The organism is Microvirga sp. 2MCAF38, from assembly GCF_052115485.1.
Classification (GTDB): Bacteria; Pseudomonadota; Alphaproteobacteria; order Rhizobiales; family Beijerinckiaceae; genus Microvirga.
The window spans coordinates 179,843-197,080 of the sequence record NZ_JBFRGU010000001.1 but is presented as its reverse complement, the minus strand read 5'-3'; the positions used below and the strand labels follow the sequence as shown (position 1 = coordinate 197,080).

At 58.2% G+C, this 17,238-nt stretch carries 13 protein-coding genes and 1 pseudogene; 7 read left to right on the top strand and 7 right to left on the bottom strand.

What is annotated here, in order from left to right; translation table 11 throughout:
- Nucleotides 1-220: 220 nt before the first annotated feature.
- From AB4072_RS00945 to AB4072_RS00930, 4 genes are all read left to right on the top strand, one after another.
- Nucleotides 221-415 (top strand): hypothetical protein, encoded by a 195-nt coding sequence (locus tag AB4072_RS00945; protein WP_441965034.1) that lies wholly within the window; start codon nt 221-223, stop codon nt 413-415.
- A gap of 168 nt (nt 416-583) precedes the next feature.
- Complete coding sequence (locus AB4072_RS00940; RefSeq protein WP_441965033.1) at nt 584-1,750, top strand: efflux RND transporter periplasmic adaptor subunit; 1,167 nt, start codon at nt 584-586, stop codon at nt 1,748-1,750.
- Nucleotides 1,747-4,872 carry an efflux RND transporter permease subunit gene (locus tag AB4072_RS00935; RefSeq protein WP_441965032.1) on the top strand — a complete coding sequence of 1,042 codons (3,126 nt, stop codon included), beginning with the start codon at nt 1,747-1,749 and terminating at the stop codon, nt 4,870-4,872. Before AB4072_RS00940 ends, AB4072_RS00935 begins: the two co-directional genes overlap by 4 nt.
- A gap of 709 nt (nt 4,873-5,581) precedes the next feature.
- The gene (locus AB4072_RS00930) at nt 5,582-5,719 is read left to right on the top strand and encodes a hypothetical protein (protein WP_441965031.1); all 138 of its coding nucleotides are present in this window, start codon (nt 5,582-5,584) and stop codon (nt 5,717-5,719) included.
- A gap of 13 nt (nt 5,720-5,732) precedes the next feature.
- Here the strand turns inward: AB4072_RS00930 and AB4072_RS00925 are convergent, their stop codons facing one another.
- The 3 genes from AB4072_RS00925 to AB4072_RS00915 are packed head-to-tail and all read right to left on the bottom strand — an operon-like array spanning nt 5,733 to nt 10,161.
- Nucleotides 5,733-6,854 (bottom strand): rhamnosyltransferase WsaF family glycosyltransferase, encoded by a 1,122-nt coding sequence (locus AB4072_RS00925; RefSeq protein WP_441965030.1) that lies wholly within the window; start codon nt 6,852-6,854, stop codon nt 5,733-5,735.
- A gap of 17 nt (nt 6,855-6,871) precedes the next feature.
- On the bottom strand, nt 6,872-9,451 hold the full coding sequence (locus AB4072_RS00920) for a hypothetical protein (protein ID WP_441965029.1): 2,580 nt from the start codon (nt 9,449-9,451) through the stop codon (nt 6,872-6,874).
- A gap of 5 nt (nt 9,452-9,456) precedes the next feature.
- Nucleotides 9,457-10,161 (bottom strand): hypothetical protein, encoded by a 705-nt coding sequence (locus tag AB4072_RS00915; RefSeq protein WP_441965028.1) that lies wholly within the window; start codon nt 10,159-10,161, stop codon nt 9,457-9,459.
- A 296-nt stretch (nt 10,162-10,457) separates the two neighbouring features.
- On the opposite strand from AB4072_RS00915, the gene AB4072_RS00910 reads away from it, so the two are divergent.
- Nucleotides 10,458-12,731 (top strand): polysaccharide pyruvyl transferase family protein, encoded by a 2,274-nt coding sequence (locus AB4072_RS00910; protein WP_441965027.1) that lies wholly within the window; start codon nt 10,458-10,460, stop codon nt 12,729-12,731.
- A gap of 122 nt (nt 12,732-12,853) precedes the next feature.
- Here AB4072_RS00910 and AB4072_RS00905 read toward each other — a convergent pair whose 3' ends face one another.
- On the bottom strand, nt 12,854-13,720 hold the full coding sequence (locus tag AB4072_RS00905; protein ID WP_441965026.1) for a glycerophosphodiester phosphodiesterase family protein: 867 nt from the start codon (nt 13,718-13,720) through the stop codon (nt 12,854-12,856).
- A gap of 245 nt (nt 13,721-13,965) precedes the next feature.
- Here AB4072_RS00905 and AB4072_RS00900 point away from each other — a divergent pair, with 245 nt between their 5' ends.
- The gene (locus AB4072_RS00900) at nt 13,966-14,358 is read left to right on the top strand and encodes a DUF930 domain-containing protein (RefSeq protein WP_441965702.1); all 393 of its coding nucleotides are present in this window, start codon (nt 13,966-13,968) and stop codon (nt 14,356-14,358) included.
- 36 nt (nt 14,359-14,394) lie between these two features.
- Here AB4072_RS00900 and AB4072_RS00895 read toward each other — a convergent pair whose 3' ends face one another.
- Nucleotides 14,395-15,744, bottom strand: coding sequence for a porin (locus tag AB4072_RS00895; protein WP_441965025.1), 1,350 nt, complete (start codon nt 15,742-15,744; stop codon nt 14,395-14,397).
- Between the two features lie 231 nt (nt 15,745-15,975).
- Nucleotides 15,976-16,248 carry a hypothetical protein gene (locus tag AB4072_RS00890; protein WP_441965024.1) on the bottom strand — a complete coding sequence of 91 codons (273 nt, stop codon included), beginning with the start codon at nt 16,246-16,248 and terminating at the stop codon, nt 15,976-15,978.
- 144 nt (nt 16,249-16,392) lie between these two features.
- Here AB4072_RS00890 and AB4072_RS00885 point away from each other — a divergent pair, with 144 nt between their 5' ends.
- Entirely contained in the window at nt 16,393-16,713 is a 321-nt protein-coding gene (locus AB4072_RS00885) for a porin (RefSeq protein WP_441965023.1), read from the top strand.
- Between the two features lie 189 nt (nt 16,714-16,902).
- On the opposite strand, the pseudogene AB4072_RS00880 reads toward AB4072_RS00885, so the two are convergent.
- Nucleotides 16,903-17,100, bottom strand: a pseudogene (locus AB4072_RS00880) (hypothetical protein); the annotation flags it as partial.
- Nucleotides 17,101-17,238: the final 138 nt, after the last annotated feature.

Genomic DNA, 17,238 nt, shown 5'->3' with positions numbered 1-17,238 from the left:
GCTCCTCGGTTCAGGAATGACGTCGCCAAAGCTGTCGATCAAAAGCGGTTCGTCGGGCGTGGAAGTCCAACGCAGGGACGTTGATTGAGTTCAAAACTTCGCGGCAATAATCGCCCGCCCAGAGGGATGCTACCGCAAACAGGCCGATGATGTCTGTTGCGCCGCCCGAGCTCGGCTTGGAGCGCGTGGCGTTGGCGAGGGGGGTGGCCCTTTGCGGCGCATGGCACCACGAGATTATTCCGATATCGTGATGGTCGGGATCGTCAGTTCACTACCGGCTCTTGCAACCGTGATTAGCCTCGGCTCGGCATTCGGGTGGAGAATGGGCGGACGCGAACACCTGAACGACTTTGCCGCGTTGGCGGGCTCGCTCGGCGGCATCCATGGTGCTGCGTGCCATACTCTGGGCACGTAGTCAGGTTAAGAAAGCCAATCGGGTTGCTTTCCCTCTCCGGCGGAAGAGTGGACCCGATTGCATTGTCATCCCGAGCACGGAAGGCGGGCCTGCGACCGTCGGACGATAACGGCATTTCTTTCGCCCACGGTCCTGCTCTCCGGTACGCGCTGGCCGGGATGGCGGTGAATGCGTTCGGGAGGAGATACGATGGTTCCGCATCGGTGTATGGCTCCCTTATGGAGGCGAGTCTTTCTTCTCGGTTTTCTGCTGCCGGCGGCGTGCAATGCTCCGCAGCAAGCGGCGGCTCCAGCGCCGCAGCCGGCGGTTGGTGTGCGGCCCGCCGAGATGCGGGGGGTAAACCAGTCCTTCCAGTTCGTCGGTCACATCAAGGCCGTTAGCAAGGTCGATCTGCGTGCCCGCGTCGAGGGTTTTCTCGAGCAGGTCGCGTTTCGGGAGGGCCAGGCTGTCAGGACCGGCGATCTCCTGTACCAGATCGAGAAAGTTCAGTTTCAAGCGCAACTCGACCAGGCAAAGGCGAACCTGGCTTCGGCCCAGGCCGTGGTAACCAACGCCCAGCTTCAGTACGATCGGCAAGTGTCGCTTTCCCAGCGCCAATTCTCCCCCCAGTCCGTCGTCGATCAGGACAAGGCCAATCTCGATAGCGCCAAGGCTAATGCCTTGCAGATGAAAGCTGCACTCACACAGGCTGAGGTCAATCTCGGCTACACCGAAATAAGGTCGCCGATTGACGGGCTGATCGGCCGCACCGCGTACACGGTGGGAAACCTCGTCAATCCGGCGAGTGGCGTACTGGCGACGATCGTGAGCGAGGATCCGATCTATGTGCTCTTCCCAGTAAGCGTGCGCGACCTCGAACTCATTCGCGAAGCACGTCGTGAGGAGACCGGCAGCCTCGCCAAGATCGAGATCCGCATCCGCCTGTCGAGCGGTGCCAGGTACCCGCACCGTGGCGTCTGGGATCTGACCGATCCGCAGGTCGATCAGCAGACGGACACGCTCATTATGCGCGCTACGGTTCCCAATTCCAACGGGCAGCTGATCGACGGCCAGTTCGTGACCGCGGAGGTCCGTCTGCGCCAGGAGGAGCCGCGCTTGGTCATTCCTCAGGCAGCCTTGCAGTTTGATCAGACAGGCTATTACGCCCTGGTGGTCGATGATCAGCACAAGGTGCAGCAGCGACGAATCACGCCTGGTCAGAACCGCGATGCTGATGTGGTCGTCACCGCGGGCCTTCAGGAGGGCGACAACGTGATCGTCGATGGGGTGCAGAAGGTCCAGCCCGGGCAGGTCGTGCAGGCGAATGTGCTGGCACCAGAGGCCAAAAGTCAATGATCTCGAACATCTTCATCGATCGGCCTCGCCTTGCTTTCGTGATCTCGATCGTCATAACGCTGGCGGGTCTGCTCGCAATGCGGGCGATTCCGGTCGCCCAGTTTCCAGACATTGTGCCGCCGCAGGTCTCGCTCACGACCCTCTATCCCGGTGCCGATGCGGAGGTCGTGGAAACGACCGTCGCTCAGCCGATCGAGCAACAGATCAATGGCGTCGACAATGCTCTCTATTATCAATCGACGAGCGGAGCCGACGGCAGTTACTCGCTGACCGTCACCTTTGCACTCGGCACCGATCCCGACATCAATACGGTGAACGTCCAGAACCGGGCCCAGCTTGCAACGCCGCTCCTGCCGCAAGAGGTCCAACGTCAGGGATTGGTCATCCGCAAGAAATCGGCGGCACTCTTGCAGGTCATCACTCTCTCGGCGCCGCGGGGGACGCATGATGCGCTGTTTCTCAACAACTATGCCACCATCAACATCATCGATCTGCTGGCCCGCATCCCCGGTGTCGGCCAGGCAAGCCTCTTCGGTCCTCTCGATTATTCGCTGCGCCTTTGGCTCGATCCCGACCGCCTGACGGCCTTCAATCTGACTCCGGCCGATGTGATCGCCGCGATCCAGTCCCAGAACCTGCAGGCCGCTGTGGGCCGGATAGGCGCCGCGCCTGCGCCGAGCAACCAGCAACTTCAGCTCACCATCAAGACCAAGGGTCGGCTGACCCGGACCGAGGAGTTTGAAAACATAATCCTACGCGCGAACCCCAACGGCTCTCTCGTCCGCGTCAAGGACGTAGCCCGGACCGATCTCGGCGCAAAGACACAGGACCGCTACACCCGCTTCAACGGCGCGCCATCCGCAGCGATCGGTATCTATCAGACGCCCGGCGCCAATGCGGTCGAGGTGGCGCGGCGCGTGCGGGAAGTGATGGATGGTCTCTCTAAGCGCTTTCCGGACGATGTCCGCAGCGACCTCTTCTGGGATGCGACCACCTTTGTCACCGCAACCGTCAACGAGGTCATTCGCACCCTGATCATCGCCTTCATGTTGGTGGCACTCGTGGTGTTCCTGTTCCTCGGCAAGCTGCGGACGATGGTGATCCCCATGGTTGCGGTGCCGGTTTCGATCATCGGCACCTTCGCGGTCATGCTTGCCATCGGCTATTCGGCCAATACCGTATCGCTTCTTGCCTTGGTGCTCGCTATCGGCATCGTTGTCGACGATGCCATCGTTGTCACCGAGAACGTGGAGCGGGTGATGGAAGAGGAGCCGACTCTGTCGGTCCCCGAAGCCACGAAGAAGGCCATGGCAGAAATCACCGGGCCGATCATCGCGATCACCCTCGTCCTGCTCTCGGTGTTTATTCCGGTGGCGTTCGTTCCCGGCATCAGCGGTCAGCTTTTCCGCCAGTTCGCCGTCGCGGTGTCGACGGCGATGGTCATCTCCGCGGTGAACGCCCTCACTTTGAGCCCGGCCTTGTGTTCGGTTCTTCTGAAGCACGCCGGGCCACATCGCGGCCTGATGCGCTACGTGCTCGGCGCGATCGATCAGGCGCGCGACGGATACACCACTCTGGTGCGCCATTTGGTCCGCATCGCAATCGTCAGTCTGATTATCGTTGCCGGAATCGCGGCGGGGTCGTTCTTTCTCTTCAAGGTGACCCCGCAAGGCTTCCTGCCGTCGGAGGATCAGGGCGCGATCTTCGGAGCCATGCGGTTGCCGGAGGGCGCGTCCAACGAGCGCACCGAGAAACTGGTCGCTCAGGTGGAGGACATCATACGACAGACCCCTGGGGTCGAGCGTGTCCTGTCGGTGGTGGGCTTGAATTTCATCGACTACGTGGCCTCGTCGAACAACGCCTTCTTCGTGATCCGCATGAAACCGTACGAAGACCGAACCGATCCGGCCCAGAGCGTCGATGCGGTCATCGCTCGCCTGCGTCCGCAACTCGCCGCCGTCCAGGGGGCCGTCGTCTTCCCCTTCAACCTGCCGCCCATTCTCGGGTTAGGCAATACCGGTGGCTTCCAATACGCCCTCCAAGCTCTGCAGGGCCAGAGTCCCACGGACCTTGCGGCCGTCATGCGCGCACTTCTCGTCGCCGCCAACCAGCAGCCTGAGCTGGCCGGCGTCTTCAGCACCTTCGCCGCTGAAACTCCGCAGGTCTATCTCGATATTGATCGCGACAAGACGCAGGTGCTGGGCATCCCCATCAGCAGCATTTTCAACGCGTTGCAAGCGTCACTCGGCGGATTTTACGTCAATGATTTCAATCTTTTCGGCCGCACCTGGCAGGTCAATATCGAGTCGGAGGCTGGGTTCCGCAATGAGATCGATGACATCTACCGGGTCTATGTCCGTAACGCTGCCGGGACGATGGTGCCGATCCGCGCCCTGGCACAGGCGCGGCTGGTGCAAGGACCGCAAGTGATCGTGCGCTACAACGGCTTCCGCGCCACGATCATCAACGGCGCGCCAAAGCCGGGCTACAGCTCGGGTCAGGCGCTCACGGCTATGGAACGGATCTCGGGCACGACCCTGCCGCGCGGCTACGGTTTCGAATGGACCGGGACCGCTCTGCAGGAAAAGACGGCAACTGGCCAGACCGGCGTCGTGCTCGGCCTTGCCGTGCTCTTCGCCTATCTGTTCCTGGTCGCGCTCTACGAGAGCTGGAACATCCCGATTCCGGTCCTTTTGTCGGTCAGTGTCGCCGTGCTGGGTGCAATTGCGGCGGTGAAGTTGTCCGGGCTCGCCTTCGATGTCTACGCGCAGATCGGCCTCGTGGTGCTTGTGGCGCTTGCCGCCAAGAATGGAATTCTGATCGTCGAGTTCGCACTTCAGCAGCGACTCCAGGGCGCAAGCATCGGCGACGCGGCGATCGCTGGCGCGCGCCTGCGCTTCCGACCAGTGATGATGACGAGCCTTGCATTCATCTTTGGCCTCCTTCCGCTGGTGATCGCTGAAGGGGCAGGAGCACTCAGCCGGCGTGCCGTCGGCACTCCCGTCTTCGGCGGCATGCTTGCTGCCGCATTCTTTGGTATCTTTGTGATCCCGATGCTCTATGTGGTCTTCCAAAAGCTGCGCGAACTCAGCGCCGCGCGGGCAATGAGCGTGGCAGATTGAGAGTGCCTCGTAGCGGGGCGACCTTCGGTGCTTCCCGTCGCGTCTACGCCTTTGTGGATGAGCTGAAGAAGAAGGGTCGCTCAGCTGAGACGAGCCGTCGGGCTGTGCAATCGCTTGGCAGGATTTTTCGCTTTGTGAAGGGCCGCGGCCTCGCCGGCATGAACCCAGTTGCGGACGTGAAGATGCGGGTTTCAAGGCGCGGGAAGGCCCGGCCAGAGATTCCCACCAAGGATGAATTGCGGGCGATCATCAGCGCGGCAGCTGGGCGCTGGCGTCCTCTCATCATCACGGCGATCTTCACAGGTCTGCGGGCTTCGGAAATCCGGGGGCTGCGCTGGGCGGATGTGGACCTGAAGCGAGGCGTCCTGACCGTCTCGCAGCGGGCGGATGCCTGGAAACAGATAGGAGCCCCAAAGAGCGAGGCCGACACCCGGGACGTGCCTTGGCCTCCATCGTGGTCAACACGCTGCGGGAATGGAAGCTGGCTTGCCCCAAGGGTGAGTTGGATCTCGTTTTTCCGAATGGGGCAGGGAACATCGAGCATCAGCCAACATCATCAACCGCGGCTGGGGCCCGATGCAGTTCGAGGCCGGTGTGGTGATCCTCGTGGACGGCGCGGACAAGGAGGGGAACCCGCTCAAGGTTCCCAAGCCGAAATACAACTCCATTCCCTGCGCCATGCCGCTGCCTCGATGTTCATCGAGAGTGCATGAACGCGAAGCGGGTGCAGACCGTGATGGGGCATTCGTCCATTCAGGTGACCTTCGACGTGCATGGCCATCTGTTCTCAGACGAGGAGGCGGATCGCCGCGCCATGCGAACGATCGAGGAGCGGCTGCTCGGCTGAGCCCGATATCCGCTTAGGCAATCATATGGCGGTGATACCTGATATGCGCTTCGACATCGGAGCGCCGATATACATTCGCGATTACGGGCTCGCCCACATAGAGTGGGCTCCACTCGGTCGTGAGATTCGGCTCTCCGTTATGGACAGCGGCATGCACGGCGGCTGCAAAATCGGCCGCCTCCGTTTGAAAAGAGCGGTCCTCCATGAACGCTTGACCGCCGTCGGACAGATTGAGTGCAAGTTCACCGTTTGTCAGAAGCTCGACAAGTGCGTCGGCAATCGATTCCGGCGTTTGGTGAGCAAGAAGCATGCCTTCGGACGGGAAATCATAGATCGTATTGTTGCGATAGATGTCCACTGTGGGCAAACCGCACGACATCATCTCGAACGGGATTCTCGAAGGATTGGATGAGCTGACGCACAATCCAACTCCCGATTCATTGTACAGATCCGAAAGCTCTTGAGGTGATATGATCCCAAGCTGGTTCGCTTCGAACCAAAGTTGGATCGGCTCCCCACCGAATAGATTTATCTCAGCTTTTGGCAGTCTGGTTTTGACGATACCGAGGGATTCGAGAACGAGCTGAGTGCAACGCCTCGGCTTCTCCGGTTGCAAGATCGCGCAGACGGAAAGCTTGCGATCGTAGAAGGGTTGGCGCGTCGTATAAATTTCGCGATCGACGCCGAAATCGATGGAATAGGGAACGTTGCCGAACTCGCGGGTCAGGCGTTGGCTCAACCAGCGCCCCAAAGTTATCGTCTGAAGCCCGTACATGTAGCTGTCTTCACCGAAGATGAAACCGTCTCCCATCGGATTGAAGCCGGCTTCGAAATCTTGGACCAGATACAGCTTATGTCGCGCGCCTGAATTGCGAGCGATCACACTGGTGTCCCAGCGCGTCGAAATCACGACGTCGTAGTCTGAAAGACGGCAGGGCCAGGATTGGAAGCCGAGGCCTTCGACTGTGTAGAAATCGGTCACTTGCTGCGCGACTGCGCTCGGATTGTCGACCGGATCGACGATGACGACATCGACGGTGTAGCCTTGCTTCATGAGCGCGGCGCCGTAACTGAAAATGGTGCGAAGTCCGCCTGAGCCTTTGATGGGAGCGGGGGACAGAATTGCGATGCGCATCGAGTTTTCTCTTCGTCTCAATGTGTTGACAGGCAAACGATGATCGAAATTTCGTGCGGGCCTTTGAAGGCCGGAAGTTCAAGCCGCGCTTTGTCGTTTTGGAAAATGCCGATCCTGCCGTTGACGTCGGGAGTCGAATTCGGAACGGTGACCTTTGGGCGGAAATGAATTTTGCGTTTTACGTTTCCATTCTGGCAATTCCGCACGGAGATCAAGATCCGCTCGATAAAGACGGATGGATCGGGTCCATAATTGCCCCATTCCAACTTGACGGGTTCAGTTGTGAAAAATGAAACGGAAGATAAGGCACGCCCGTCTGTGGACACGAAATAATCTGCGGGCAAATCGGCCACGGCACCGTCGGAATCCGTCACGTACATGCGCGCAGCGCAAAAGCGTTCGCAACCGGCAGCCTGATAGCCGATAGACTTCAGAAGAAGGCTTTCAAACATCGCCGGGCGGTGATGCTTCATCAGGCCGAACAGCCAATATGCCGGCAAGTGGTTCAACTGATCGGCCGTTCCGTAGCGCACCAGTTCACGGAAATAGGGATCGCAGATCCGCTCCACGCCGTCGGAGCCGTTATTCTCCTCGTGATCCCACGCTCCCAGCTCCTCGATTTCTGGGTCTGTCGGCATGACGGTCAGCCGACCGAGCAAAATTCTAAGGGCAGGCTGCATCTCGGAGATGGAGGTTGGAGCCGCCCGATACTGCGGGTCGCCGCGCAGAACCAGATAACTCTTGATGAATTGGCGGACCCCGTTCCGAAGATTCCGTAGAAAGCGGCTTTGTCGCGCGTGGACCGAGTTTGGTGCAAACAGAACCTGCCCTTGTTCTCCATATCCTTTCACGGACCCAACATCCGCCGAGCAGACTTGCTCGAAGATCTCTTTACATCTCAGAATGAGATTGGAGTCGTTGCGGGGTAATCCGCAATTGACGAGGAAGCCTTGCGATAGCGTGCCGCGCGCCATTTCGTCTTTGGCGTTGTTATCGGTGGCGAGATACAACCCGATTGTCGGATTGTTGTAACCGATTTCTTTAAGAGCGCCTTCGAGAACGCGTTGCGACTTGGTCGTCCATCCGAGATCGACAAAAGCAACCGTTTCCGTATCCCGCTGAAGTTCGACGGCCTCCGCCACCGCATCCACGTAGCGCTTGAGCGATGTTCTCTGCCTTCGGGCCCACTCGCGAATGGGCACATGAAATTTCTCGGAGCCGCTCAGGGTCCGAATGATGGCATCTGTTTCATCCGAGCCGTTTCTGAGAGGAAGGTCTCTGAGCTGGGTCGGGAACTCGCTTACCAGTTTTGGGCTTTCAATTCTCTCGAAAAAGCCGCGCAGCGTGAGCGGAGTTCGCCGTGAAAAAAAGAACGTCCTGAACTCGTCCCTATCGCAGTTATGAAACAATGTGGGATAGGTCACTGCCCTGGACGATAGGAAGGGTACAGCGAGAACGCGCGTTTTTGTGTGCTCTGCGTAAAGGTTTATGAGCTCCGAGAGAAAAAGCCCTTCTCTCGTCAGACAAAAGAGCTTTTCAATTTTGAGTTCTACAGCGCGCGTCACAACCCATTCGACGAAGCCGGCCAAGACCGGTCCCACTGTCGAGAAAGCCAGGTCCGACGCGAGGCTGGACGAGTGGATGTGACCGCGTGCCGCAAGAGACACATGCCTTCGCAAGGGGTCTATCCCCACGCGCAGACCTTCGTCGCTCCAATCGCGCCCCAAGACGGTCGCAAGCCGATCCTCCAGTTGGACGCGCTCCCGATCGAGGTCCTTGAACTGTCGAATATGGATGGGGAAGGCACCAACAATCTCGGCACCAATGTGATCAGCCTCATGACTATCGCCAAAGTGCATGATCGACGATGTAGAGCAGCCATAAGCGTTGCAGACGTAGGCAAGCAGTCCCCTGCACTTATCGACATGCTTTTCAGACGAGACGAATATGTCTCTAACCGCAATCTGAATCGGAAGCTTGTCGTGCAGAAGCCGGAATATCTGCGAGGCGGAATAGTACGTGTCTGAAACGTACGCGGTCTTGATCCCTTGCGCGTCAATCCATTGAATGAGGTTTGACAGAATGGGGTCTAGAAATGTGGTCGCCCGTTCGAACTCCACCTCTGCTGCAACCGCCTTCTCCACGGCACCATCAATGCACGCCTGGAGTTCCGCGTAGATTTCACTGAGGCTGACTTCCCAGATCTCGCCTCGTGCAACCTTCCTGTCCCTGGCTCGCGTTTCGGCGGCCCGTCGCGCTTCGGCGAACGTGGCAGGATCGATCCGAGATGAGAGCAGACCTTCATCTTGCAAGGCAGCGCCCAGGCCCGCGAACATATGATGAGGCGCGCGCGCGGGCCGCCAAAGCAATGTATCGAAGACGTCGAACGTTACGCATCGCGGGCGTCTGCGGAGGATCATCTCCTTGAGCTGCTGAACCGCGATCAAGTGCTCGTGCATTTTCGCGCCATCGGCGCCGGCGAGGTCAACATCGACGACCGATTTAAGGCGCGTTTTCGAAGCGTGCAGGGGATCGGCGTCTATATCTTCGATCGACGCGAGGGGAACCAATCTGAGGCGTTTCTTTACCAGCGACATGGGCTTCACAGAGTAATGAGATAGCGGGGCTGGGGTATGACGCTAGGCTGTGCCAACTTCACAAGGGAAATGTTCTCGATCTTTTCGAAAGCGCTCTCTCTGCGGCCAATCGTGAACTCCTTGCTCGCGTCCATGAAAGTGGCACGGATGGTTTTTGCGGAAAGCGGAGTCCCCGATTGCCGCAAATTGAGCTTGAAGCTACAAGCGCCATTTGCAAAGCCGGCCTCGTAGAGATCGCGCCTAAACTCGGTTGGCCAAACGGAGAATCGCTTTTTATCGATGTCCAGATAGACAGGCTCGTCGCCATTGCCGAATGGCGACCAAGCCCAGCCTTCGATCGAACCGCTGCTTATCGTGTCGATGTGGAGTTGGGTTGTATTGAAGCTGAGGGTCGGAACGATCACGACCGGGCTTGCAAAATCCTTCTTGCCGATCACCAACTGCACAGGGATCTGGTCATGCTCCCGAAGAAGAGCGTCTTCGATATTGTACTCGAAGCCGACAAAGCGATGACTTATTTGTGCAGGAAGATCTCCCGCCCAAAAAATATCACAGACAAGCGCCTTACGCTTTTTCATGACTCGCAGGTCGAGAACAGCCGGTTCTCCGGCACCCGCAAGGGTTGAGGCCCAGCCGAACAGGCGGCGCCCCTTGAAATGCCACTGGCCAATAACAGGGCCTGTGGCCGAATTGATGTAGCCAGAAAGCAATCGATGCCCCTACAGGTTGTACATAATAAAGTTGTTTGTGAATTTTCCCGGGACTATATCCTCTTGGAAATAATATATCAATATTTCTTGACACCGCTGCCACCACTTATCTAATGGGAAGATATGGTTTCGCTCAAATAAGCCGTCTTGCCGCTCAGTTCGAGGGTTGCAACAGTAAGAATATATACGTGGGCGTATCCAACTCGACCACGTCAACTGGAGTGGAGCGGCGCACGTTGCTTGCGACGCACTTGGCCAAGAGATGGACGCGTTATCGCGTTAGCGAGAATTTTCAGATGCGTGTTGCTATTGTTTCTACGGGTGGTCCCGGCCGTATTCCAGATAGCGATCGGGAAGCCACGCGCGACCTGTTTCCTAAATGTGGATTCAATACGGGAAATTTCGCCTTCTGGGGTGGGATAGCCCGGCACATTGCGAATGAAAAATCATTCGTCCCATGGTCGTTCAACCCTGACCAGGTACGGGCGAACTATGATGCGCTCGTCTTCCCCGCCGCCAATCAAATCAACTCGAACAATGATCTCGGATATTTTGCGGATCTTTTCGAGCGGACGCAACTACCCTGCGTCGTTGTCGGGCTTGGGGCTCAAGCCGATAAAGTCGGAGATAAGGTCACGATCTCGGCGGGCACTCGCCGTTGGTTGAGCGTGATAGCAGAGCGCAGCCTCACGCTTGGCGTCCGAGGGACGTACACGGCGGAGGTCCTGGGTGGCCTCGGAATTCACAATGTCGAGGTTGTCGGGTGCCCATCGTTCTTCCTCAATCCTTCCGCGACACTCGGGCGCGAACTTGAAAAAAAGCTCTCCGCGCCAAGTCGGAGCGTCGCTTTTTGTCAGGGTGAGTTTCACAACGATCAACGCGCCGTTGAAAGAAAAGTGTTTGATTGGGCGTCGAAACGCGGCGCGCCTTATGTCTGCCAGGCACCGGAGAAGGTGATCTCATTGGCCAGAGGGCGGCTCGATGAGCTTTCCGACGCCGATATCGACGCTATCAGGTCATACCTCTCGCCGGACTTGTCGCCCGAAGAATTTCTGCAGGTGGCGCAGGCATCTTTCAAAACTTTCTTTGATATCGATGCCTGGCTGGCACATCTGAAGCAGTTCGACCTGAGCGTTGGCGCCCGACTGCACGGAAATATTCTCGCGGTTCAAGCTGGCACCCCGGGGATCATCATTCCTCACGACTCCCGGACGAATGAACTCGCGCGCACGGGGCGCCTACCGGTCCTCAGCACCGAGCAGTTTCTGGAGTGCGCCGATGTCGAAGAGGTAAAACGAAGAGCCGGATTCGATGGACTTGAGTTCGACACGACCCGGCATGAGCTCGCCTCAAAATTGGCCAGAATCCTTCGCGATAGCGGCCTTGAAATCGGCGCGGAACTTTCCGGTTTGGCGGCTGCCGGCCCCGTGGCGGCGTCGCCGTCAATCGATTCAGAAGTTACCTCTCGTCAGCGAGTAGAGACAGTGTCTGCAGAGACTAACCAGAGCATAAAGGCGATCGATTTTGCTCCGTCCTATATCCATCCTCTCCATGTTCGAGCGAAGGGGATCTGGCCTCAATATGGCCAATTGCAGACCCGTCTCAGAGGCAGAGTTTATTATTCCGATATTCTTCAGCCGACGGACCAATGGACAACGTGGAAAGGGGAACCAACTCACACAGTACCATTGGATCAGCAAAAACCGGAAAATTACCACGACACGCATAACCACTATCAGCTCATTCTGTCTGAAGTGCTGAACTTCATTCCAGGCGCCAACGCCATTCCGATTTGGGGCGATGGAGCGGCAATAGCTCAAGGATCCGGAGCGTGGGGTGCATTTTTCTCGGCGCGCTCATCTTACTATGATCCGACGACCATGCGCGGCTCCTTCGTTCCCGAAGGATTCAAGGCGGTCCCTAGGGACGAGTTCGACTGTCAGCTCACCGGCCTGGAGGTCGATGTTCTGAATGGCGGCAAGCCGGGTGTTTATCCGAACAAGGCGAAGCATGGCATCTCGATTGTCGGGTTCGGAAATCCCAATTCGCATGCCCTGTCCGTTATCTGCGAGAACTTCGATTGCGCACCCGAGTTGCGCAAGGGGCAGTTCGAGGCAGGAATCTATTTTCAGAACTCAATTCACCCCGAATACGGGCGCCTCATCGTCAGTGACTTCGATAAGTCACATATTGGACTCGATTTTCGCCGGACCCTGTTCAAGTGGGGTGCGGTGCAAATTAAAAGCGCGGGACCCGGCACCGGAATCGTGTTCGACGAAGGCAAGGGTGGGGAGATCTACACCGGGAGCCGTTGGGTTGGGCAGGATACGCTGCGGTGGCAGACCATTCGAATGGCTGAAGAGGGGTTGCGGATCGTCACGCCGGATGGCAAGCGCGAGGTGCTGGCCGTCGATGCGTATGGGGGCCTCTACCTGAGCGGTGACATCTACTTGAACGGACGCAAATTCCAGGCCTCCTCAGAGGCATCGCCTGGTGGTCTTTTACGACAGATTGCAACTGTCCTCCTGCAGCGTGTCTTGAAGTGGCTGGAGCGTCCCGTTGCCGGCTAGTCAGGCCATATTGCTGGCCTGCATTTGAGGCTGTCGACGCGCGTTCGGCGCTGATCTTGCTATGGCTCGCCAGTGGCAGTGCACCGATAAATTGTTCCGGCGCTTCGCACTTTGCTGTTCGTCTAGGCTCCGTCGTCGGGCAATGACGGATGGAGAACGTGTGTGTAGATTCCTCGTATCTGCGGGACTTTTTCCATAGCTTGCAAGAGCCTGCCCGGTTTTCTGATCGGGTGGACGAAGACGGGGCAATCGTCACTCAGAGACGCGAAAGGATTCGACGCGGGATCCGAAGTGATTTTCAGATGATCCCCGAGGATCCATTGGATCGGGGCGGTAATAGCGACGCCGCCGAGATCGCAAGCCTCCACGACATCGGTTGCGCCGGGCGCTTTGTAGATCGTGTAAATGATGTTTGGAAAGCCTGAATATCTGTAGACCTGCGCCTCAGCGAGGCTATACGCCTGCGGAATGATGCGTTCGATCGCAATATCCTGCGTTGCCCTCAAGTGAGACGCGATTTCAAAAAACACGGCTTTCGTCTGTTCTTCTTTCGTGTCCAGAATCACCGATGCGTCGGGATGCTTTGCGAGAAATCGAGCGAGAGAATTGAGTGTGCAGTTGTTCCACCGCATGAGAGGGTTGGACGCGTCATATCGCTTGCTCTTGAACTGGTCATAAGTGAGGGGGCTAGCCCCCCAATCGTGAATGCATACGATCTTGCCATCGGTCGTTTTCATGAAGTCGAGTTCGAAGAAACGAAACCCGTCTTTGTATGAGCTCTCCAAAGCATCGAGTGAGTTGGTATAGCCATGCTTTTCATAACCGCCGCCGGCATGGGCGATGAAGAGCAGTTGGTCTTCATCCAAGGACTGATTCAATTCGTCGATTTTTGCCGGCCAATAGGCTGGCTCTGAGGCTGGCCGAACCGAAACGATGCCGGTCAATAACGAAAGGGACGCTGCCGTTACAATCGCAATGAAAGCTTTCATGAGAAGCATCGACCTTTGCAAAGAGGCGCCGCGAATCGTTAATTCGGGGCCTTTTAGCACTTTTAGGTTCTCGGAAAATTAAGCCGCGCAGCTCATCGTCTCGATCGGAATTTTGAAGCGGAATGTAAGGGGCCGGCCTCTCCCCATTCTGTCGCGAAGCCATCATATCGCCACGGTCTCAGCGCACGCACCCGCTCCGGCGGTCATTGATTTCCCGGCATTCGAGGAGAAATATCTTGCAGGTTGTGGCGCGATTGTTTGCAGGCGTCTCCGTCGTTCTCATGGTGACGAGCGGTTCTGTCCTGGCGGCCGGCCCCCGCATGGAGCGCGGGCTCGATCGTCTCGAGCCAACGACCCGGATGATGCAGGTTTGCGACATCAAAGCAGCGCAAGAGATTCGGCGAAGCGCGCAATTCAACAAGGTCGACCGGGTCATCGTCGATGCGATGGAAACCCCTGATATCGAGGGAAGTCTCGTCGAAGGGAAGGGCGGCGCGTTTCGGGAGAACGGCCGCTGGTATCGGATGGAATTCAAATGCACGCTGACGCCGGACCAAAAATCGGCGTTGTCTTTCGAATTCACGACGGGCGAAGAGATTCCAGAAGCCCGCTGGGAAGAATACGGGCTTTGGAATTGAGCTGACTATCGCTCCTGTCGTCGTCGTTTCCTGAGATCAGAAATCGCGTTGCAGGCGTGCGCGCACCTCAACCGCCGAGTCGTTCCTGGTCAAGACCGGGATCGACGCGGCAGCCCCGGGCTTGATTGCCAGAATGCGCCCCTGCGTATCGGCCTTGATATACATGGCCTCCACGCCCACCGCGAGGCCGCTGACGGGCAGCCAGAAGGTGCTGGTGCCCAAGCGCGTTTCAGAAAAATTGGGAAGGCCCGTCACATTGCCGACAGGGCCGATAGCCCTTGCCGGGCTCGAATATTCCACGTGGGCCCAAGAGCCGAAGATGCTCGTTCTCCACTCCGGCGTCCAAAAATGATTGAAGCCACCCGCGAAGGAATAGCCGCGCGCTTTGCTGAGGTCATTCTTCAGCGTATCGACAAAAGCGTCGACCGCCGGCGTGCTCACGATGCCGGCGCCGAAAATGCCGGTATTGTAGGTGCCGAAACCGAGATAGCTCAGCGCGCCGTTCACGTAGCTCAGGGCATACCACACCCCGTCGCCGGGAGCGATCTCGGGGAGATTCACGCTGCCCTGCAGGCTGACGGCGTAGCCGTATTTCGTCCCGGCGAAGACGCGTCCCGGAACAACGACGTCGTTGACGATCGAATTCGCCACGCCTGCATCCCGGATTTGATGGAGCGCACCGGCGAGCTGCACCGTCCCCCATGTCCCGACGTAACGGATGTTGGCGACAGCATCCGGCAGCCTTTCGCCACCATAGACGAGGGGGCTCGTGGTTGGGATGGGCGTGTAAGGATTGATCTGTCTGCGGCCGAGCCCGTCTTCGATCGAAAGCGACGTCGAGAAGCCGTTGCCGAAGGAGTAGGTATACGCGAACAGCATTACCTCGGGCGCGTCGTCATAGCGGAGAGTGCCCATGTGAACGATAGGCAGATCCGGGCTCGAGAAGAAGGATGTCACCTGACCGGCGGTGAGACCTCCGAATTGGATATAGGCCTGAGGAACGTTGGGTTGGAGCGCGATCACACCGGGCTGTCCGTAGGGGAGGCCGGAAACGCGCGTAATCTCGAACCGAACGAAGGCGCGCAACAGGCCGTAGGCGGTCGCCGTGCGGTGGTCGAGCTGAATGCGTCCGCGCACCCTGGAGCCTAGGATGTCGTTCCCCCGTGTAATGGGTTCGACATACATCATCTCGGCCCGGACGCGCCCGCCGATCTTCAGGCAGCTCTCTGTTCCGGGGATGTAAAAGAAACCCGCACCGTAGGTCGAGCAGATCCGGACATATTCGACCGGAGCGGCGTTCTTTACGGGAAGATCCGCGGCCTGAGCACCGGTGACTAAGGCAAAAACGAAGGCGGATGCGGCGAGAAGATGCTTGGCGAACATCATCCGTTGAACTCCTTTGCTCCCCGACGAGGAGGGGAAGCCCTGCTTAGCTTGGGAAAATCAACTTAGAATGGAGGCTGTGTCAACCGGCGATTGGGAAATGTATTCTAACGTTCTGACAGCGTGGCTTGCAGGACACACCTTTGAGCCTTTTCAGAACACGAAAACGAGGCCGCTCCTAAAGGCAGCCTCTGTCAGTGGTCGGTTGCGGCGGGGAATTCTGTCCAGCCGCTCTTAGGGGATTTTGCCCTCGCGTGCCCGCAGGCGCGCATAAGCCTCTACATTCTCCTGAGCCTTGCGAATGTCGTTGGTATACGTTCCGTCCCGCATTTTCTTGACCGTTTCCTCGAGGATCTTCTGATTATCGCTCTGTCCGCCGCCGCCGTTGCCGTAGGCTCCGGGGTTCATGGCGCCGAAGGCGCCCGCGTTGTTGTTGCTGCTTTGCGCGGCGACGGGCTGAATTGAAAGCAACAATGCCGCGGCCAGGGTGCCCGAAACCAATTTCATGGTGATCCTCCAGATGGATCTTGCTGCCTTTAAGACCATGCCCGGTGAATTAGTCCTCGCGCGCTATTCGACAACGGGCCGGATCCGGTTAAATTACGAAGAGCCTGAAGGAGTTTGCGGTTGGTCGACTAGGGAGCATGAACGATGAAGATGAGGCTTGCCTTACCCGTTCTGCTTTTGATGGCGATGTCGGATACCGCTGGGGCGTCGCCCCGTGAGGCAGCCGCTCTACCGGTAGGCATCGCCCATTCCTGCATGCCCGGCTTTACCTCGGTGCCCGGAACCAGAACGTGCCTCCGGGTCTCTGGTCGGATCCGGTCGGATGTCGTTATGGGAGGCCCGAGCTCTCGCTCTCACGACAACACACGCATTGCGAGCGATGGGCGCCTTACCTTCGATGCACGGACGCAGACGGAATATGGCCCTTTGCGAGTTGTCATTCGCGTCCAGGGAGCAACGCGTTAAACGGGGATATCGCTAGGCTGCCTGTTGCCGCCTAGCGGGTCGGTGTTGCGACGTTGCCCACAATCCCGCCTTGTCCAGGGGGCCTTTGAGCCATGGCGGAATCGCCAGGCTCCTGAACCCGGAACCAGGCGACGTAAAGAGCGGGCAGGAAGATCAGCGTCAACACCGTTGCGCCGGCCAGGCCGCCGACGATTGCGAAGGCCATCGGATGGACAGAACGAGCGGGATCGAGAGCGCCACCACAAGCCCCGCGCGCAGGTCGAGACTGACGAAGCTGACCAGAAGTACGATGCCGATGGCTTCGAACAAAGCCTCCGTAAACCCGCCGATGGCCTGCTTCACGACCTGTGGCTGGTCGGACACGAGAATCACATCTATCCCAATGGGAAAAGGTTTTTCCTGCAGCCAGATCTTGATGGGCATGCCTACGCGAGCATAGGCGATCCGCTGCGGCGCGATGGAGAAGACAGCCTCGCGCTCGGTGAGCTGCGATATCTGCACGATCATTTGCCCAGCTTGCACCAC